The sequence below is a fragment of the Pseudomonas imrae genome (assembly GCF_046352735.2).
Lineage (GTDB): Bacteria > Pseudomonadota > Gammaproteobacteria > Pseudomonadales > Pseudomonadaceae > Aquipseudomonas > Aquipseudomonas imrae.
Genome location: NZ_CP110853.2, coordinates 2,559,609 through 2,580,340 on the forward strand (window position 1 = coordinate 2,559,609; position 20,732 = coordinate 2,580,340).

General features: G+C 61.5%; 8 protein-coding genes. All 8 read right to left on the reverse strand.

Features of this window, described 5'->3' with window-relative positions; all coding sequences use genetic code 11:
- Positions 1–44: 44 nt before the first annotated feature.
- Genes OQ460_RS11460 through OQ460_RS11495 form a run of 8 tightly spaced genes read right to left on the reverse strand, consistent with a single transcriptional unit; the run spans position 45 to position 20,568 of the window.
- On the reverse strand, positions 45–872 hold the full coding sequence (locus tag OQ460_RS11460; protein ID WP_410017610.1) for an outer membrane lipoprotein-sorting protein: 828 nt from the start codon (positions 870–872) through the stop codon (positions 45–47).
- 44 nt (positions 873–916) lie between these two features.
- Positions 917–1,567, reverse strand: a complete 651-nt coding sequence (locus OQ460_RS11465) for an NAD(P)H-binding protein (RefSeq protein WP_410017611.1) — start codon at positions 1,565–1,567, stop codon at positions 917–919.
- 5 nt (positions 1,568–1,572) lie between these two features.
- Positions 1,573–2,352, reverse strand: a complete 780-nt coding sequence (locus OQ460_RS11470; RefSeq protein ID WP_410017612.1) for a thioesterase II family protein — start codon at positions 2,350–2,352, stop codon at positions 1,573–1,575.
- Between the two features lie 45 nt (positions 2,353–2,397).
- Entirely contained in the window at positions 2,398–4,938 is a 2,541-nt protein-coding gene (locus OQ460_RS11475; protein ID WP_410017613.1) for an efflux RND transporter permease subunit, read from the reverse strand.
- 48 nt (positions 4,939–4,986) lie between these two features.
- Positions 4,987–6,657, reverse strand: coding sequence for an FAD-dependent monooxygenase (locus tag OQ460_RS11480; RefSeq protein ID WP_410017614.1), 1,671 nt, complete (start codon positions 6,655–6,657; stop codon positions 4,987–4,989).
- Positions 6,658–6,672: 15 nt separating this feature from the next.
- Entirely contained in the window at positions 6,673–7,299 is a 627-nt protein-coding gene (locus OQ460_RS11485) for an HAD family hydrolase (protein WP_410017615.1), read from the reverse strand.
- 23 nt (positions 7,300–7,322) lie between these two features.
- Positions 7,323–10,541: a beta-ketoacyl synthase N-terminal-like domain-containing protein gene (locus OQ460_RS11490; RefSeq protein WP_410017616.1), complete on the reverse strand. Its 3,219-nt coding sequence runs from the start codon at positions 10,539–10,541 to the stop codon at positions 7,323–7,325.
- 31 nt (positions 10,542–10,572) lie between these two features.
- On the reverse strand, positions 10,573–20,568 hold the full coding sequence (locus OQ460_RS11495; RefSeq protein WP_410017617.1) for an SDR family NAD(P)-dependent oxidoreductase: 9,996 nt from the start codon (positions 20,566–20,568) through the stop codon (positions 10,573–10,575).
- Positions 20,569–20,732: the final 164 nt, after the last annotated feature.

The following is a 20,732-nucleotide window of genomic DNA, read 5'->3' on the forward strand; positions in this document are numbered from 1 at the left end:
CCGACACGGCGCTGTGGGTTACGAACCTGATGCAGGCCCGAGGGTTACAGGCCGATTTCCATGAAGCGCCGGGTGAATATCTTCGCGTCAATCGGCTGATCCAGGACCTGTTCGAAGCGAACCTGAGTGCTGTGCCCGGTTTCGAGATTTTTCATCGAGAAGAGATTAGGTCGCCACTCGAGGGTGCCGCCTGCCGCAGGGAATTGGCGGATGTCCGAGCTGGTGCGGACTTTGAAGAACTCGCCCGCCTTATTGTAATAATGTTCCTGGATCGCAGTGTAGTACTGCTGTTCGACCCAAATGATCCGCTTGCCGTACAAGCCTTGCTCAATCTGCTTCTTGGTGGTGGGAATCGCCTCGACGACCCAGCATTTGCGCTCGACGCCGCTGTTGTCCTTGATCGTTTCTTCTTTTAGCAGTTTGTAGGTGTGATGTTTGACGCCTACCACGCCATCGGTGATCGACATGTCTTCATAGGTGAAGTCGGTTCCCACGAAGCTTTGGGTCTGGTCGGCCCCGGCAATGCGCCGTACTTTGCGTAAGGCCGGCAGGTAGATCCAGCGGTCCGGGTCTTCGTCGGCATTGGATTTCTCCAGGGCCAGCACACGTGTGCCTTTGACATCTTTGGGTTCTACAAACTCCAGGTAGGATTTGCGCGCGGCTTTGTCGCCGTCGTCAATCCTCAGCTTCAACGTGCGTTCGCGCGTGTTGCCTTGGGCATCGGTCATTTTAATAAAGACGTCGCTGGTCTCTGTCAGGCTTTTTCGGGAGTCTTCGTTGAGCAGCATGATCTGCTCGGCGGTATAGGTCTGGGCAAAGGCAGAGGAGGCTGCTGCGCTCAGGATCAATGCGATAAGGCTGAGTTTTTTCATCGAAGTACCATTCCATTTGGCAAAAAAGTGGGGCTGCACACTGTTCAGGCGACGCAGCGGTTTATTTCATTGGACTCTATGGGGCGGTTACCGAGTACCTGGCTGTTCAAGGCTTCTATCAGGCTGGCGGCCACCGAGACGGCCGACACAGGGCGGTATTTTTTCAACGGGCCGAGGAAGGCCCAACCCAAACCGTGGTCGATATAGCGACTCAGGCGTTGAAGCGGGCGGCGGTTATCCTTGTTTCCGTACGTCATTGACGGGCGCACGAAGCAACAGCTTTCAAACCCCAGCTGGCAGAGTTCGGTTTCTGCCTGTGCCTTGACTTGGAAATAGTCGTTTTGCGCGTGCAGGTTCGCGCCCAGGGTCGAAACATAACCGACCTGCTTGGCGCCATGACGCTGGGCATGAAGCGCCAGTTCGACGGGGTATTGGCAATCGACTTTGAAGAACAACGCCTTGTCCTTGCTCGATTGCCCCAGGGCTATGTAGAGGTCATCGCACGGCCCCCATTCGGTGGCAGCTGGCAAGTTGTCAAAGTCGATGACTTTTTCCTGGTAGGTCGGGTGGGCAAAGGCCGTCGGGTGTCGTACCAGCCCCAGCACCCGCTCATATCGCGCGTCGTTGCACAGCAAGGCGACGCATTCACTGCCCACTTGGCCGTTGGCGCCTGCGACCCAGGCGGTTCGTTTCATGTTGTTCAATGGGCGTGTCCGGTGAGTGCGCGCTGCGCGGGGAGGTGGTCGTGGCCATCGACGATCCGGCTCAACAAACCGACGATGTCGGGTTGTTGTTCGAGGATGAAAAAGTGCCCGCCCTGGCAGGTATGCAAGGTGAAATCCCGCTGGGTGTGTTCAGACCAGCGCCGCATTTGCGCAGGTGTTGCCAACAGGTCCGACTCGCCCGAGAGAGCCACCACCCGCGAGCTGATCTGGCCAAACCCATGACGCTGTGCATTGACGTTCAAGCGTAAGTCATCGCGAATGATCGGCAGGTACACCGCCATGGCTTGCGCGTCGGCCGCCAGTTGAGGCGGCAGGCAGCCCAGGGACATCAGGAACTCGGTCAACTGCGCGTTGGACGATTCTGGGTCTATATCGCTCAGGTGGGTCTCATCCGGTACCGTGCGTGCCGAGATGATGACGGTTTTCGCCGGACGGCCATGGCGCTGCTCCAGCGCCTGGCTGACCGCAAACCCCAGCGCGCCGCCCAGGCTATGACCGAAGATGGAATAATCCCCAGGCAGATGTTGCTGGATGGCGTCGGCCAGGTGTTCCACCACCGCCGAAAAATCCGTCGGCCGCTGCTCTCGGTAACGGCTCTCGCGACCAGGCAGTTGAATGGCCAGTACCTTGATGGTCGAGTCGAGCTGTTTCGCCCAGCGCCGGTAGAAGCTTGCACCGCACCCGGCCGGTCCGAAGCACAGCAACACCGGGCCCGATGAGGGTTTCTCGGTAAAAGATACAAATGTTTGCTTCATCAATAGGTCCTGATAGCCGCTGATACGATGAACATCGCCCGTGGGTTACTGGGGGGTGGGCTCAAATGTTCCTGGCGCATGTGTGACGGGCACGAACGTGACCACGACCCTCAAGGTGGCCGGGATCAGAATCAGCGTGAAGACGGCACAGGCCACCATAGACACGGCCGTCAGCAGGCCCAGGTTGACGATGGCCGCATAGTTCGACAGGCACAGGATGGCGAAGCCGCACGCCAGCGACAGTGAGTTGATCATGATCGGGCGCGCCACTTCGTTGACGGTTTTGCTCAGGACCTCTTCATGGTCGGTTCCCGGTTCTTTCGAATTGCTCAGGTAGACCGTGAGGAAGTGGATCGTGTAGTCCACGCCAACCCCGAAACAGATGCCGCAAATCATCGCGGTGCCGATATCCATCGGAATATCGAAGGCATGCATCAGTGCGCCAATGAAGGTCAGCGTAAAGATCATCGGGACCATGCTGACCATGCCGAATTTCAGCGAACGGAAAATCGCAATCATCATCGAGGCAATCAGGACGAACGAGAACACAAAGCTGTAGACCTGGCTCTTGACGATCTCGGGGATGTTGCTAGCTTGAAGTTCCCCGGTGCCGAACACTTCCAGAGTCACACCTTTGGGCAGCACGGTAGTGGCGTAGTCACGCACATCGGCAATGATTGCTTCCCAGGTCGTACCACGGTCGGTATAGGCCATGCCGATGATGCGGGCGCTGCTGTAGGTGTAGTCCACAACGTCCTTGATCTCGCTGCCGTTGCCGAACTCGTAGAGCAGGAAGTATTGCGAGATCAGCTCCTCCGATGCGCCGGGAGGCAGTTGCGCGACGGAGTCGTCGGCCATCACTTCATTGATCCGGTTCAAGTAGTCGACGGGTGAAATCGTGTAACCGATTTGGGTGTGGCTCTTGAGCCGTTGTTCGATCAAACGCAGGGCTTGGATAAAGTCAGGACGCTTGACCATGTCCGGGGTGTCGGATTTCAGCCAGATCGACACCGGCACCGTACCGCCAAAGTGTTGGTTGAGCACGTCGTTGTCCTGGCGCACCGCCGTCGACTTGGAGAACGACGAGATATTTTCGTTATCCACCCGCACCTGCAAGCTCATGTAGGTCGCGCCCACCAGCATTACCAGGCTCAGGCTCAACAAAGGCCAGGGGCTTTTGCGAGACAGGCGGTTGGACAGGTTACTGAAGCGATCCACCAGCAGCATGAAACCGTTATCGTTGCTTTGACGGATCTGTTGCTTGGGCAACTTCAAGTACGGCAACATCGCCGGCAGCAGGGTGACGGTGATGACAAACGCAAACGCCACGCCGATGGCAACGAAAATGCCGAATTCCTGGATGAATGTCAGGTTGGTAAATGCCATGGCGATAAAGCCGACAAACGTCGTGAACGACCAGATGCCCATGGGGATCAACAGGTAGTCCATCGTGCCGCGAATGGCGGTTTCCGAATCGCTCTCGACCACACGCTCGTAATAGGCGGTGATGAAGTGGATGGAGTCCGCCACCGCAATCGAGATGATAAACACTGGGATCATGTTGGTGATGATGTTGAGCTTGTAGCCGGTCAAACTCACCAGGCCCATGGTCCAGATCAGCGAAAGGATCGAGATCAGCAACGGTATCCAGACGCCTTGCCAACGACGGAAACTTATATACAGCAACAGCGAAATGACCAGCACGACAAAGGGCAGGAACTTGTTGTTGTCCTTCTCGACGATATCGGTGATCGCCGCGTAGTACGTGGCGGTGCCGCCGATATGGAAGGAGTCTTCGGAGGCGATTTCATTGACCTGCCTGAGGATCTCCACATACGCGCGCTGCAAATTGCGCGAGTCCTCTTCGTCCACCGCCAGTTCGACTTGAATCATGGAGGCTTTGCCCTTGGGCGAGATCAGTGAGTTACTGAACATCGTGTTGCCGAAGACTTCTTCCGACAGTTTGTTCAGTGCCTGCGGGTCCGAAGGCACCTCGACCATCAGGTCGTGGACATCCAGGGCGTCGCCGTCCAACTCGATATTCTCGACATCAGCGAGGCTGCGCACCTTAACCACGGGGGCGACCCGCACGATAAGGTCCGCCACATAGTCCTTGGTGCTTTGCGGGCAATCCTGGAGTGTCGCCAGATACGCCGACAGCTCTTTCAGGCTGGCTTTGTCTTGCGCATTCAAGCCTCCCAGCAGAATGTGGTCCACCAGGCCTTTGCTTTGTGCATCCACGGCTGCGGCCTGGAGTTGTTCGCTGTCGTCCTCGTCGATGAGTGTCAATTTGGAGAATTGCTGGGTCAGCGTCTTGATGGTTGCCAGCGAGTCCGGATTGAAAATAGACGGCTGCTGGGTCACCACGCCCACCAGGATCTGTTCACCCGAACCGCTGAAGTGGTTGCGCGCCTCGGCCATCAAGACCCGGCCCTTGAAGTCTTTGCCAAGCAAGAACAGCGACGGGTTTACTTGTAGGGACAGCAACTGCAGGCAGAAAAACAGGGTGGTCAGGACCAGAAGCCCGAGGGTGGCCTTCTTGTGCCTCAATATGAAGTTGGCGTAGCGCAGGGAAAGGGACGTCACAGCACGGTTCCTTGTTTGAGTCGTAAGTGTGGGCATGAGAGGGGCCAATCAACCGATGATCGGTTGCGTGGCGCGAATGTCATCACGCGGTTCGGCATGGGCGGGCGAGGGATAGAACTCCTGGAAGTACTCCTTCAATTGCTCAACCTGCGAGAGCTCGCAGCGCAGAGCCAGGTAACCATCGGGTCGAACCAGAAACAGCCCGCCATCCTCGACGCCCAGTTGCTCGCGCAACGCATCCTCGATGGCATACGTCGAGGTAAAACCATGGGGTGGTGCCAGGGCTACCGTGGTGGGACCGCCCAGCAAGTACGCCTGCAGGAAGTTCGTATGACGCATCTGGGCGCACAGGGCCCGGCTCAGTTGTTCCAGCTGTGAGGCGCTGGCGGCGGAGCGCGGTTCGAACACCAGCGCGCAGAAATGAGTGCCCTTGAGCAGGTCGAATACGCGCCGGCCGCCGGCGGCGGTACCGGCGATCACGCCGTCAGGCATGCGCTGGCCGGTGGCAGGGCCGCTGCTGTGCTGTGCCGTGGAGGCGGTTGCGTAGTCGATCTGGAAGCCGGTGGCCTGTTTCATGATCCGCGCCTGAAAGCGCCGGGTCGTCGCCAGGTGCGGGACGAAAGTGTCGCGCAGCCAACGCAGCAGCGGATTCTTCAGGTTGAGCATGCGCATTTGCTGGTTGGTGTTTTTCAACACTGTCTGCGCGACGGGGCGCCGCTCGACTTGATAACTGTCCAGCAAGGCCGGGCGCGCACGCGCCGTGAGCACATGGGCGATCTTCCACGACAAGTTGTAGGCGTCCTGCAGCCCGGTGTTGAGCCCTTGCCCGCCAATCGGACTATGCACATGGCAGGCATCGCCAGCGAGAAATACGCGGCCGAGGCGATACTGCGCCGCGAGGCGGTGTTGAAACGTCGTCACCGACAGCCACACCGGATCAGCCAGGCTGATGTCGTTGAAGCCGCGCTCATGCAACCGGGCATTGACCTGCTCGATGCTGAGGTCTTCCGTCGTCAGGGTCACATCCTCACAATCGATCACCACCCGGTGCCTGCCGTCGGGCAGAGGGAACAGCATCATGTAGCCATCGCCTGAGGTGAAAACATGCCCGCTGCGATTGTCACCGGGCCACGACAACGTGCCGTCGGCAATGATGTACGGCCGTGGGTAAGCGCCGCCGTCAAAGGCAATGCCCGCAAGCTTTCTGACGTGGCTCGTGCCGCCATCGCAGCCCACCAGCCAACTGCACTCCAGTTCTTGTTGCTGGCCGTGCTGATCCACCAGCGTGGCGTACGCGGCCTGTTCATGTTGCACCAGGTTGTAGAGTTCCAGGCCGCGCTCTACATGGCCACCCAAGGCCAGGTAACGCTGCTCGAGGATGTCCTCGACGCTGTTCTGGGGAATGCTGGCCGTGAAGGGGTAGGGCACGTCGAGTTGACCGAGGTCATAGGTAATCAAGCGTTTGCGATTGCTGTAGATATTCATCTGCTCGACCCGCACGGCACGCGCCAGCAACGGCTCCAGCAAGCCCAGGTCTTCCAGCACCTCCATAGACCGCGAATGAATGGCGAAGGCTTTGGAGAACGACTGACGTTGCAGGCGCTTGTCGATCAGTCGATGTGCGATGCCATAGCGCTGCAATTGCAAGCCCATCAGTAACCCTACCGGGCCTGCGCCGACGATCAATACGGGTGTAGCAGTATTGGCTGTGTGGCTCATTTCGGACCTCCCTGGTCACTGAACTGGCTGTGCAAACGAACGGTAATAGGGGTACTCGGCCATCTCCAGGAGGTTGCGATCACCCTCACTGTCGCCGTAGGCATGAATCACGTAGTCCTGGGGGTTTCCGAGAATCTGCCGCACGCGGATGACTTTTTCCTCGGCCTGGCAGTGCGGACCATCCAGCTCTCCGGTCAGCCGACCGTCACGTTCCTTGAAGCGTGAACCGCTGGTGGCGTCGAAGCCTGCCGCTTTACCCCAAGGTTCCAGGTACACATCCGCCGAGTTGCTCACCAGCAGGCAGCGGTGCCCTTGGGCCTGGTGCCATTTCAGGCGAGCGAGCGCCTCGGGGTTCAGCCAACCAGGAATGTCCTGCTGTGCGAACAGCACACCCAGGGCGCGGTAGCGCTCGGCACTGATGCCGGTCATGCAGCGGCGAATCATCACTTCACGGGCGGCCATCAAGGGGATGATCCTGAGTGCCAGGAGCACGGCCGTGGGGATGAGGCTGATGGCGACCAGCGTGAAGCGTGGACCGCCTATCAGCCGGCGCAGAAAACGCCAGAAGGTGTGGCGGTTGGTGAGCGTGCGGTCAAAATCGAAGACGGCGACGACGGGTTTACCTTGCGTTTGATCAGGCACAAATGATCCCTCCGGGGAATGCGTTAATGGGTGGTTTCCAGCGCGCGAACGGCCTGGTAGTCGGCGGGTGGCAAAATCAGCCCGCGGCCTTCAATCGTGCCCAGTACCACGCCGTTCTGAACGATGTGGCAGTGGCTGTGGCTGCGGTGCAGGTACCCGTTCTTGAACATCAGGTCGGTGTACTGGGCCAGCAGGTAAACCGGTGCGTCATGCTCGGCAAAGCTGTCGAAGCGAATACGCATGTCATCCAGCACGAACGGAAACTCGCGGGGGACACCCTGGAACACGTGTGTGCAGGCGATGCCGAATTGGCGTGCGGCCTCAATCAGGTACAGCCCGGGAATGTGATCCTGGGCGTGCTCGTAGAAGAACGGGTGGTTCGCGTCGTGGAACAGCTCGGCGGCGTACCAGCCGGTATCGTCAATGGCCGCCATGTCGCCGAGCAGTACGTTGCTTTCGCTGGACTTATGCACATGGCGCTTGTCCATACGCCGGGGCTCGCGGTGGCACCTCGAACTGTTCCAGTGCGTCAGCCAGCCGATCGCGACGTCCAGCTCATGGGTGGCCTGCGGCATGGCCGGCTGCGCTGTGTCCGTGCCGGCGTTTTGTTCAACGAAGTCCAGCAGCAACCCGAGTTTCTGGGTGTGCAAGAGTTCCAGGGACACCTTGCCGGCGTTGGGGTATGCCCGTTCGATGCGCGTGCGCAGCTCTGCCAGCATCAGTGAGTCGAAACCGATGTCGTCAATCAGCAGGCTTTCCTCATCCAAGGGTTTGTCTTCCATCTTGGCCAGGTGCCGAATCAGGTACTTCATGTAGTCGCGGGTGGTCATGCCGGCCGGTGCTGCCAACGCTTCGGGGGTGGGCGATGCGGTACTGCGCTCCAGCGTGTGGTCGTTCAAGGCATCCAGTTGCTTGAGCCAATAACGGCTGCCCTGGAAAACATAGGTGGGCAATGGCAGCTTGCGCCGTTGCGCATGAGTGTCCCAGGCCGCCGGAACGATCGGTGCGCCGGCTTCGTACAAACCGGCGAGCGTGGTCGCGATGGTGGTCCAGATAGGCTGTGCGGCGTGTGCACCATCCGGTTGGTCCCACAGTGAGCTGTCGAGTGATCCCAGGGCAATCACGGTCTGTACGGGCTCGCGTTCGAGCGCCTGTTCCAGCAACCCGCGTGCGGCGTAGGGCAGTGCGCGGTCGTGGCCGGGGCGATACACATAGGCACAAGCGTCGGCCTGCTCGGATGCGGCGGCAATGCGCTGCAGGGCCTTGTCTAAGGACAGGTTGCCAGCAATCACTGCGGCCATTCCCTGCATGGTGCTGTGGGCGACGATCCAGCGTGGCTGCACGCCAAATGAGCGCCACATTATGGTGTGACCATAAAATAGTGCCGCATCGGCCAAGCGCTGTGCCTGCGGATTCAGCTCCGGGGCATCGAGGTCGATCGCCAGGGTTCGTCCGATGGTCTCGATGCATTCGGTGTAGGCGCATTGAAACGCCAGGCTGCTCTGGCGCAAGGCGTGATAGCGCTCCCGGTCCGAAGCACTGAGCACGCCGATGACCCAGCCGACCTGGCCTGCCCCTTCTATCGGCTGCGTGGCACTGCGTGGGCGATCCAGGGCGTGTCGCAACATGTGGATCAGCTCAGCGCGGTTGTTGCCGCTCACGGCAATCCGCTGTTCGAACTGACGTCGCCCGCCGTTTTGCGAGTAGCAGATGTCGGTCAGTGCCTGCTCATCGCTGCTTTCCAGGAATGCGAGTAGTCGCGATGCATACGTGTCGAGCGCGAGCGTTTCCCGAGCACTGATGAACAACAGATGAGGCCGCTGTTCCACGCTGGACGGTGTGCTCGGCAACGGGCTGTACGACTCCATGATGATGTGCGCATTAGTACCGCTGAAGCCGAATGAGCTGACCGCGGCCAGGCGAGAGGCGCTGGTGCCGGGCGGCCACGCCTGGCGGTCGGTGCAGATGGCGATGTTCTCTTCATCGAGATCGACAAACGGGTTCACGCAATTGAAGTGCAACTGCGGCGGGATTTCGCCTTGCTGCAGGGCTTTGGCAACCTTGATGATGCCCGCGACCCCGGCCGCTGATTCGCTGTGGCCGATATTGGTCTTGAGGGAGCCGACGCGCAGCGCGGTGTCACGCCCCGCCGCACGGCCATAGACGGCGCCCAGGGATTGCAGTTCGATGGGGTCGCCGAGCTTGGTGCCGGTGCCGTGAGCCTCGACATAACCGACGTCCTTGGGGTTGACCCGGGCATTCGCCAAGGCGCTGCGAATGACCCGCACCTGGGAGGGGCCGTTCGGGGCCATGATGCCCTGGCTCAGGCCATCCTGATTGACCGCCGAACCACGAATCAGGGCGTAGATATGATCGCCGTCCGCAACCGCCCGAGACAGGCGCTTGAGTACCACCACCCCACAGCCTTCGGCGCGTACATATCCATTGGCCGACGCGTCGAAGGCCTTACACAGGCCTTGCGGCGAATGCATCATGGCCTGCGACTGGGCCACCGAGGTGGTCGGCGCGAGGATCACATTGCAGCCACCGGCCAGGGCGAAATCACACTCGTCCAGGCGCAGGCTCTGACAGGCCAGGTGCACCGTGACCAGCGAAGACGAGCAGGCGGTATTGAGGGTGAGGCACGGGCCCTTGAAGTCGAACGTGTAGGACACGCGACCGGAGTGCACGCTTTCATGATTGCCGGCATTCATATGCGCCGCGATTTCATCGAGGCTCAAATGCCGCACCAGCAAATCGGAATGGTCTTTGTTCATGATGCCGGTAAACACCCCGGCATTCGCGCCGCGCACTCTGTCGGGTGGCATGCCGGCATCTTCGAGGGCCTGCCAGGTAACTTCGAGCAGGGTGCGTTGTTGCGGGTCCATGCATTCGGCTTCACGGGGCGTGATGCCGAAGAGCTGTGCGTCGAAACGCAGCACATCGGCGAGCAGCCCGGCATTGGGCGAATAGGTTTTACCCGGCCGTGGCGCCTGTGGATCGAAGAAGCGCTGCTGGTTCCAGCGCTGGTCGGTGAGCGGCGACACGCTGTCCACTCCGTCGCACAGATTGCGCCAGAACTGCTCGACGCCTTCATCGGCGCCCGGATAGCGACAGCCAATGCCGACAATGGCGATGGGTTCGTGCGCACGGTCGTCCAGTGCCTTGATGTCACCGTTGAGCCGGTTGATTTTCTTCAGCGCGCTCTCCATGAGCGCGCGGCTATCGTTGTGTTGCGTCATGCTGGCATTCCCTTTTCGCGTGCGTGTCGGCTCAAAGTGCTTCATCCGCCAGGAGGGCGATGAGTTCTTCGTCGGTCAGGTGGTTGAAGTTGTCGTGTACTTCGTGCACGGGGCCGGCGGAGGGTGGTGGTGGGGTGAGGACGCGCGCGTCCTCGGTGACGGGGTACAACTGCTCAATAATGAAGGTGCTCATGCTGCGAACGGTCGGGTAGTCGAACAGCAGCGTGGCAGGCAATTTTCTGCCCACGATGCCCGCCAGTTTGTTACGCAGTTCCAGCGCCATCAGCGAGTCCAGGCCTTCCGATTGCAAGGGCTCGTTGACGTCCAGTAGTTGGCGCTCGTTGAGGGCCATGATGTCCCGGGCCACCCGCAGCACGAATTGCTCGATATAGGCCTGGCGCTCGGGGGGCGTAAGGTCGTCGCAGTCGCTGCGCAGCACGCTCAGTTGCGCCAGGTACGCGCTTTCACTGACGGGCTTTCGGATGAGGTTGGCCAGGGTGGAGCGCTGTGCACCTTCGCTGATCGATACGTGGACCTGGCTCCAGTCGATATCGATAACGGTCGGGTTGGCCTGCGTGGTGCCGGCCAGGCTCAACAACATCTCCAGGGCACGGCGAGGCGACAGCAGGCCGATGCCTGGGGCACGTTGGAAGTTGGCCTGGCGTGCGACGCTGTGCGCCATGCCTTGTCCGTCCCACGGTCCCCAGTTGACGCTGAGCCCGGCGAGGCCCTGAGTACGCCGGTCGAGTGCCAGTTGATCGAGGAATGCGTTGGCCGCGGCATAGTTGCCCTGGCCCGGTGAGCCAAACACAGTTGCGGCGGAAGAAAACAGCACAAACCAGCGCAACTCCCGTTCCCGTGTTGCCAGGTGCAACCACCAGGCGCCGTCGACCTTGGCGGGCAGCGGTGCGTGGAAGTCCTCCCATGACTGGGCGCCCAGCAAACCATCGCGCAAGACCCCCGCGCAATGAAACACACCATCGAGGGCGGGTAAGGTACGGTCGATCTCGTCCAGCAATTGCGTGATCTGGTCGCGTGCGCCGATATCGCAGGGCTTGATCACTACCGAAACATCCAGTGCCTGCCAACGCTCGAGGTACGGTGCCAGCGCTTGGGTGTTGACGCTGCGCGCCACCAACACCAGGTGGCGACCACCGCGCTCGATGATCAGGTCGGCCAGGCTCAGCCCGATGGCGCCCAGCCCACCGGTGATCAAGTACGTGCGGTCGGCGCTGAACGCGGCAGATTGCGCCGTGTCGGTGTCGAGGGACATGTGTGCCAGCCGCGCGACCTGACGGGAACCGTCGATGTAGCGAACGGTGCGCTCGTCATCCGCCACAGCCAGTTCGGCCAACAGGTGGTCGATGCGCTCAAGTGGGGTGCTCGCGCCCAGGTCGATATGCCGGCTGCGCGCCTGAGGGTGTTCTTCACCCATGACGTTGCTCAGGCCTCGCAGCATGGCAGGCAGGGGCGGCTGGTCCGTGATGAACGGTGTGCCGCTGACGGCAAAGGTCCAGTCCGGCTCCGCTCCGGTACCCAGGCAATACTGCTGCAGCGCCAGGATGGGCAGGAGTAAGGCACGTTGTTGTTCCGCCAGGTTCTCCTGGCTGGCTGCCGGATGGCTCAAGCCTTGCAAGTCGATGACGTGCTCGATCAGTTGCCCCTGGGCCCACGGATCAATCACGGCTGCCAGGCTCCCGGGCAACGCCGCGAGTTCAAAACCTGCGTGGCAGTCAAGCTCACCGTCGACGTCGGCGCTCAGACACAGCACCCGTTTGCCAAGGTGCTGCAAGCGCTGTTGCAGGTCCGGGGCGTGTCCGTGGTTGTCCGCCAGGATCACCCACAGCGGGTTGGCCGCCGTCGATATCGGGCGCGCTGATTCGACAGGCGCGACAGCCGGCACCCAGTCGAGCTGATAGGCCAGTGAGCGTTGTTGATTGAGCGAATCGATCAGCACCGACCTGGGCGCCCGCTTGCTGCGCAGCGCCTCCACGACCACCACCGGCCGGCCTTGCTGGTCGTATACGCTGACCCGATGACTGTAGGCCTCAAGGGCGGCATCGTCGGGGCTCAGGGGCGCAGGAGACAGGCATACCACGTGGCACCAGAGCGGGCCCTTAACCTGCTGGAGCACCTCAAGCGTGTCGATTGCGAAAGGGATGTAGAGGGTATCGCGTCCCGCCAGGCTGAACTGCGCCTCATAGGAGGCCGCCGCGGTGGTTTGGAAGAATGCGTCCATCAACCCCGGCGCAACGACGTAGCCTTGCTCCAGGCTGCCCGGTTTACGTAGGCGCGACAAGGCTTCACCCGGGCGTCGCCAGATCTGTTCCACCCAGCGGAAACAACCATTGAGCTCGTAACCGGCCGCCGCCATTTCGCGGTAGAACGCCGGCCCATCCAGTTGCTGATCCAGGCCTTGGACAAGGGACTGCGGGTCAATGGCAACCGCCTTCGCCGGGCTTGCCGCAGCCAGGGTGCAGGCGAAGTTATGTTGCCAGGCACCGTCAGTGTCTTTGGTACGGCTATAGCCGGCGATATCGACAACGCCCTCCTGGCGCGAAACGATGTACTGGAAACTTTTGACTTCATCTGGCGCGAACACCATGGCACCGGGAAAGGTGACATCGCTGAGTTCGTATCCGAGAGCAATCCTGAGGTCCTCGGCAATCAGCGCGGACATTGCCAAATGGGTGGCGCCGGCAATAACTGTGGTGCCGTAGAGCTGGTGGTCATTGATCGGGAAGGGCGTCTCACCGCCAAAACCGAGTTGATAAATCACGTCGCCAGTGGCACTGGTGGTCTTTTGCCCCAGTTTGGGCAGGTCGGGGAGTTGCGCCTGGCTGTTGGGCTGGCGCGATGGGTACAGCTGCTGGCCGTCGTGCTTGGGCCAGAACGGCCGGTGCTCAAAGGCATAGGTCGGCAGAGTGAGGCGCGGCCAGATGCGTTGCTGGGCAAACAGTTGCGGCCACCTCGGTGTGAGCTGGCGGATATACAGCTGCGCGAGAGCATCCAGCATCTGTTGGCGATCACAGGTTTTTGCCTTGAAGGACGACAACCAGCAGATGCTGGAGTCGTTGAGGCAGCGCCTGGCCATCCCGATAAACTGGGTGGACGGCCCGATTTCCAGCCCGGCCAGTGGCTGCAGGGCTTGCAGGGTCTGGAGCGCCGCATCGAGCAGCACAGGGGCCTGGACGTGGCGGACCCAGTAGTCAGCGCAGGCGTACTCGTCCTGCAGCACGGTGCCGGTGACGGTGGATACAAAGGGGATAGACGATGGTTGGAACGCAATGCCCTCTGCCACAGCGCGGAACGCCTCCAGCATGGGCGCCATCAGCGGTGAATGGAAACCGTGGGAGACGCGCAGCGATTGGGCGTCTACGTCACGTTCGGCGCACAGAGCGATCAGGCGCTGCATGGCCTGCGAGCACCCCGAGACTACCGTGTTCGCCGGGCCGTTATGCGCACCGATTGCCAGAGTGTGGGTGACGTCACCCAGGGTATCGAGCAGACCCAGCGTGGTCGCGTGGTCAGCATGCACCACCAGCATCGAACCCTTCTCACAGTGCTCGACCATCAGCCTGGCCCTGGCACAGATCAGGAGAACGCCATCCTCAAGCGACATCACGCCGCCCAGGCAGGCCGCCGCGTATTCACCCACGCTATGCCCTAGCACATAAGCAGGCATGACGCCCCACGCCATCCATTGTTTGCCCAAGGCATATTGCAGGGCGAACAGTGCCGGCTGGGTGTAGTAGGTATCGTTCAACTGACGCGCATCGGCTGCCCACATCACGTCCAGGATCGAGCCGTGCAGTAATGGCTGCATGAGTGCAACGCATTCATCCAGCGCCTGTTTGAACGTCGGTTCCTGGGCGTAGAGCGTTCGCCCCATGCCCAGGTACTGGCTGCCTTGACCCGTGAACAGGAACGCGGTACCCGTTGTACTGCGCAGGTCGGGTAGAGGTGGCTGCGGCGAGGGGGCGAGCAGTTGCTCGCACAATTGCTGGGACGTCGTCGCGACGTACGCCTGGCGGATCTCGAAGTGCGCGCGCGTGGTACTGGCGCTGTAGCACAGGCTGGCAAGGTCCACTTCGCTGTTCTGCAGCCACTGGACGTACTTGGCTTTGAGCGCGGCCAATGCGTTCGGGGTGCGCGCGGAAAGCGCTAGCAAGTAGGGCCGGTCGTCTTGCTCGGCTGGCAGCCCGACGGGCGCAGCGGACCCTTGGGCAAGCACCAGATGGGCGTTGGTTCCGCTGAAGCCGAACGAACTGACCGCGCCAATGGCGGGTACGTGCGCCGGCCATGGGCGCAGTTGGTCGGCGACCACGACGCTGGGGGTGTCGCCCAGGATATTTGCGCTGAAATGCTGGTTGAGCTGGTTCATGTGCAAGTTGCGCGCAATGGTGCCGTGTTGCAGCATCAACGCCAGCTTGATCAGGCTGGCCACGCCTGCGGCGGCTTCGGTGTGACCGATGTTGGTCTTGACCGAACCGACATACAGGGGGGTGAGGTCCGCCCGCTGCCCATAGACGGCTTCGATGGAGCGCATTTCGATCGGGTCGCCCAGCGGCGTCCCTGTGCCATGGGCTTCCAGGTATTGCACGGAGTGCGGCGCGACGCCCGCGTTGGCCAGGGCGGCGCGCATCACACGTTCCTGTGCCGGGCCATTGGGGGCGGTGAGCCCTTGGCTTCGTCCATCCTGATTGACACTGCTGCCTTTGATCACGCCCAGCACGTTGTCGCCATCGCGCAGCGCGTCGTCCAGCGGCTTGAGTAATACCAGGCCGCAACCCTCGGAGCGCACATAGCCGTCGGCGGCTTGATCGAAGGTTTTGCAGCGACCGTCATGGGACAGCATGCGAGCCTTGGACAGCGCCACGTTGGTGTGGGGGGACAGTGTCAGGTTCACACCGCCCGCCAGAGCCACAGTGCACTCGCCACTGCGCAGGCTCTGGCAGGCGAGGGCCACGCTGACCAGGCTGGATGAGCAGGCCGTATCGATGGCAATGGCGGGGCCTTCCCAGCCGAGAAAATAGGCCAGGCGACCGGCATTCACGCTGATTGAATTGCCCGTGGCGAAGTACGCGCTGGTCTCTGGAGCACCCGGGGCATTGAGGATGTGGCTGTACTCATTGGGGCCGCAGCCGACAAAAATCCCGCCTTTTTCCACCGTCGAAGGCAGTACGCCTGCGTGCTCCAATGCCTCCCAGCCGACTTCCAGCAACAGCCGCTGCTGGGGATCCATGCTGATGGCTTCCTGGCTGCTGATATTGAAAAAGCTGTTATCGAAGCCAGCGACATCATCGAGCAGACCTCCCCATCGGCTGTACATTTTGCCGGGGGCATCAGGGTCTGCATCAAAGTACTCCGCGCTGTTCCAGCGCGTATTGCCGACTTCGCCAACCCCGTCGGTCCCTTCCACCAGCATCGACCAGAACGACGCCGGGTCGGTCACGCCACCTGGGTAGCGACAGCCCATACCGATAATCGCGATGTCCTGTCGCGCAGGTGCACAGGCATCCGCGGCGGCGCCGGCCTCGACGGTTTGCGGGCTGCGCTCCTTGAGCAATGACAGCAGGTAATCGGTGAGTTGTCCCAGGCTTGGATAATCGAACAGCAAGCTCACCGGCAATGTTTCGCCGGTCAGGGTCGATAGCCGATTGCGCAGTTGCACCGCCATCAAGGAGTCCAGGCCCATTTCGATCAGCGGCGCGTCGACGTTGTAATGCTCGCCTTCTTGGCTGCCGGAAACTTCGGCGATGCTCTCGCGCAATAGACGCTCAATCGCGATGCTCGGGGGCAGGGGGTGCATTCTGTCAACGTAGGTACGCAACGGAGGTTGTGCCGCCGGCTCGATCGAAGGCGCCGGCGCGTTGCCGGTTGACTGGCTGTAGAGCCTCATCAGGGCGGGACTGGAGGGGCTGTGCTGGAACGCGGCCAGGGCGTCCTGGCGCAGAGCGAGCACCAGCGGATTGTGGTGTGGCCCGGACAGCAGCGTGAAGAACGCCTTCAGCCCGTCGGCAGGTGTGATCAGGCCCAGGCCCTGGGCCGCCAGTGCGGCGGCGGTGATCGCATCGGTGCTGGCCATGCCGGCACCGGCCCATGGGCCCCAGGCGTAGCTGGTAGCGACTCTTCCTTGCGCATTGCGAAAGGCCGCCAGCTCATCCAGGAAGCTGTTGCCGGCGCAATACGGCCCTTGGGCGTAGTTGCCAAACACGGCGGACACTGACGAAAACAGTGCGAAGCAATCCAGTGCCAGGTGAGCGGTGAGCTCATGCAGGTACCAGGCGGGCGCGACCTTGGGCGCCAGTATCGCTGCCAGTGCAGCGTGGCTGAGGCCGTCAACCCGGCAGTCATTGAGTGTGCCGGCGGTGTGGATGACGCCGGTCAGCGGCAACAGGGTCTGCCCGCACTCGGCGATCAACCCGGCCAGGGCAGCTCTGTCGGCGATGTCCATAGACAGGGTCCTGACATCGCAGCCTTGTGCGCGCAGGCGGTCGACGATGGCCTGTTGGGCGGCGTCCAGCGCGCTGCGGCGGGAAACCAGCAGCAACTGGCCGGCGCCTTGGGCCGCCAGGCCCTGGGCAATCTCCAGACCAAGGGCACCCAGGCCGCCGGTGATCAAGTAGCTGCGGTCGGCCCGAATATCCAGGGGCGTCGTATGTGCAGATGCCACGTCCACGAGGCGACATTCGTAGGCGTAATCGGCTTCAAGGCGCACTTCAAACGGAACCGCGGCGCTGGTGGGGGCTGCCAGCCAGTCCAGCAGGCGCAAAGCGTCTTCAGCCAATGATGGGCCGGGCTGCACGTCGACCTGACTGAACCGCAGGTGCGTGAACTCTTGCGCCAGGGTCTTGAACATCCCGACGCTGGTGCTGTGAATCAAACGGGCCTCAGGGCTTGAGTTGTAATGGGCGACGACGAAACGGGCATTCGGCGCCAGGTACGGCGCGGCGCATAGGCGTGTGCCGAGGGTGACGAAATCCTGGATATGCTCGACGGCGGCCGGCCCGGCATCGATTCTGGCCGAGGTGCTAACGTATAGGACGGCATCGAATGGCGCGCCTGTGAAGCGGTCGAGCGTTGCGAGTTCGCTGCCGAGCACGTGGGTGAACGCGCGGTGCTGCAGCGCTTCGATCAAGTCTGGGGCGTCGCACACCAGCAGCCAACGGCCGTTCAAGGGCTGTCGATGTTCACGGAAGTTGCCGGTGGGGTGCCATTGGCGATGGACGCACAGTTGCAGCTCGGTAGGTGTCGCCGTCGCCGAGGCTTCGCGGCGTTTGACCGTAGGTTTTGCGCCGCCTTCAAACCAGTAGGGTTTTTCGTCCAGCGCTTCAAACGGCAGCGCCAGCTTGCGCACGTCACCTAGGGGGGAGAGGGTGAGCAGCACACCATGGACGTAGAGTTGCGCGAGGTTTTTGCGCAGCATGCGGTTGTCGTCGTGGCCCTTGTGCAGCGAAGCGAGCAGCGCGCGCGTATCGTCAGGGGCCCGTTCGCGTCGGGCAAGATCGGTCAGCGTGGCACTCGGGCCGACTTCCAGCAGCAGGTGCGGTTGTTCCGCCAGCAGTGCCTGGAGGGCGGCATGGAACTCCACGGGCGCGGCGATCTGACGGACCCAGTAGTGAGCGTGGCACAGCTCATGGTCGACGCGCCGCCCGAGCACTGTCGAATAGAACGGCAGCGTTGGCGCGTTGTAGCGAACCTGCTCGGCCACCTGGGCAAACGCTTCGAGCATCGGTTGCATCAACGTGCTGTGAAACGCCCGCGAAACCGCCAGGGACGTATTGCGAACGCCTTGTTCATCGAGCTGGTGTTTTATCTGGGTGATCGCCGAGGCTTGGCCGGAGATCACCAGGTCATTGCAGCTGTTCTGCGCGGCAATCGAGACCTGATCGGCAAACGGTACCAGCAGTTGCTCGAGGGCGTGGCGCTCGGTCTGCACCGCCAGCATGGCGCCGGGGGCGGTGAGGGCGGTCATTAACTGGCCGCGCTGGATAATCAGCTTGAGCCCGTCCTCCAGGGAAAATACCCCAGCGGCGCAAGCTGCTGCATATTCGCCCAGGCTGTGGCCGATCACCGCAGCCGGGGTGACGCCCAGGCTGGCCCAGAGGCGGGTCAAGGCATATTGAAGGCAGAAAATCGCCGGTTGGGTGTAATGGGTCTCCGCCAATTCTGCCGCGCGGCTTCCCCACAGCACATCTTTAATGCCATGGCCGACTTCCAGCCGATAGAGCGCATCGCACTGATCCAGGGCTTCTCGAAACACCGCCTGGCTGGCGTACAACTGCTCGCCCATGCCGGTGTATTGCGCGCCTTGGCCGGAAAACATCAGGCTCGGGGCGCTGGGTTTGTCTGGCGTGACACCCTGATAAATCGCGGACGGGCACTCGCCGGCGACAAATCGGGCGAGCAATTGGCTGGCGTCCTGTGCGCTGTCCGCCACCACCGCCAAGCGGTGTGTCGACGATTGCCGGTAGCGATTACTGGCGAGGCAGACGTCGGTAAATGCGTGCTCGGTGTCGCGCAGGTAGGTTTGCCAGCGAGTAGCAGTGAGCGCGAGCGTCTGCGCCGAAGAGGCCGTAAAACTGAGCACGCCGGGGCTGGTTTCGGGCGCGTCCGACCGGCCATCATCATCCGCCGAAGACAGGATCATGTGGACATTGGTGCCGCTTAAACCAAATGCACTGACGCCGGCGTAATGGGGCGTGTCCGGGTGTGGCCAGGCCTGGCTCCGGGTAGGCACCACCAGGTTGTTTGCGGCCCAATTGATATGAGGGTTGGGCGTGGAAAAGTGCAGGTGCGGCACGATTAGGTTGTGCTTGAGCGAGAGCGTCAACTTGATCAATGCCGCGATGCCGGCTGCCGACTCCAGGTGACCGATATTGGTCTTCACCGAGCCAATCAGCAGTGGCACGCCCGCTAAGTCCCGGCGTAATGCGCGCAGTAGCGCATTGGCCTCAATCGGGTCGCCCAGGGGCGTGCCGGTCCCGTGGGTCTCGACATAATGAATGTGCTCGGGGCTGACCCGGGCCTCTTTGAGTGCCGCTTCGATCACGGCCTGCTGCATGCGTCCGTTGGGTGCCGTCAGGCCGTTGCTGGCGCCATCATGGTTGACCGCCGAGCCACGGATCACCGCGTAGATATGATCGTTATCCAGGCGTGCCTGAGTCAGTGTCTTAAGCACGACGACACCGCAACCTTCACCGCGCACGTAGCCGTCGGCCTCGGCATCAAAGGTGCGGCACAGTCCCTGGCGGGACAAGGCCTGCATGCGCGACAGACCGATGCTGTTTTCCGGCCCGAGAATTACATTCACCCCGCCGGCCAACGCCATACTCGACTCGCCTTTGCGCAAGCTGTCGCAGGCCAGGTGCACGCAGAGCAGCGAGGACGAACATGAGGTGTCCAGGGCCAGTGTCGGCCCGTGGAAACCAAACAGGTACGACACACGGCCTGCCGCCACACTCTGGGCATTGCCCAGGCACGCATAGGCGTCGATAAGGCTCGGGGCCAGCGGGTCGATGGCCAGGCGCGCATAGTCGTTGGTGCTCATACCAAGGAACACCCCGGTCTTGCTACCTTTTAACTCATCGAGGTTCTGGTTCGCATCGCGCAATGCTTCCCAGCAGACCATCAGCAGTTGGCGCTGCTGTGGGTCCATCAGGTTGGCTTCGTGGGTCGGCAATTTGAACAGTTGGGCGTCGAAGTGATCGATGTTGTCCAGTAGGCCGCCGTGCTGGCTGTAGATCTTCCCGGGCATGCTGGCGTCCTGATGGAAGTAATCGTCCGATGACCAGCGCTCATTGCTGATATTGCGCACGGCGCAGTCGCCGTTCTTCAACTGCTGCCAGAAGGCTTGCGGTGTTGTCGCGCCGCCCGGGAACCGGCAGCCGATGCCGACGATGGCGATCGGTTCATCCAGGTTCGATTGCAGGTGCTGGACTTGCCGCCTGAGATTGAGGATTTCGCAGACAGAATTTTCCAGAAGCTCCTTGATTCCCATGGGTTTAGAGTCTGTCGATTTCATTGGTTTGATCTCAAGAAGTTAGTCTTCACCCGCAACAGGGTGATTAAAAAGCGGTGCGCATCGCCAAATCCTGGCCACGGGCTGACCGGCGTGCCGCACTGGCCGCCAGTCGTGCAGGGGTTTTTAGAGCTTGTGCAGGTCTTGAGCGGCGCCAGGCGCGCCGC

What these genes read in the sequence shown, in the direction of transcription:
- OQ460_RS11460 (WP_410017610.1), bottom strand. Translation starts at nt 872, where the DNA reads ATGAAAAAACTCAGCCTTATCGCATTGATCCTGAGCGCAGCAGCCTCC.
- OQ460_RS11465 (WP_410017611.1), bottom strand. Translation starts at nt 1,567, where the DNA reads ATGAAACGAACCGCCTGGGTCGCAGGCGCCAACGGCCAAGTGGGCAGT.
- OQ460_RS11470 (WP_410017612.1), bottom strand. Translation starts at nt 2,352, where the DNA reads ATGAAGCAAACATTTGTATCTTTTACCGAGAAACCCTCATCGGGCCCG.
- OQ460_RS11480 (WP_410017614.1), bottom strand. Translation starts at nt 6,657, where the DNA reads ATGAGCCACACAGCCAATACTGCTACACCCGTATTGATCGTCGGCGCA.
- OQ460_RS11490 (WP_410017616.1), bottom strand. Translation starts at nt 10,541, where the DNA reads ATGACGCAACACAACGATAGCCGCGCGCTCATGGAGAGCGCGCTGAAG.
- OQ460_RS11495 (WP_410017617.1), bottom strand. Translation starts at nt 20,568, where the DNA reads ATGAAATCGACAGACTCTAAACCCATGGGAATCAAGGAGCTTCTGGAA.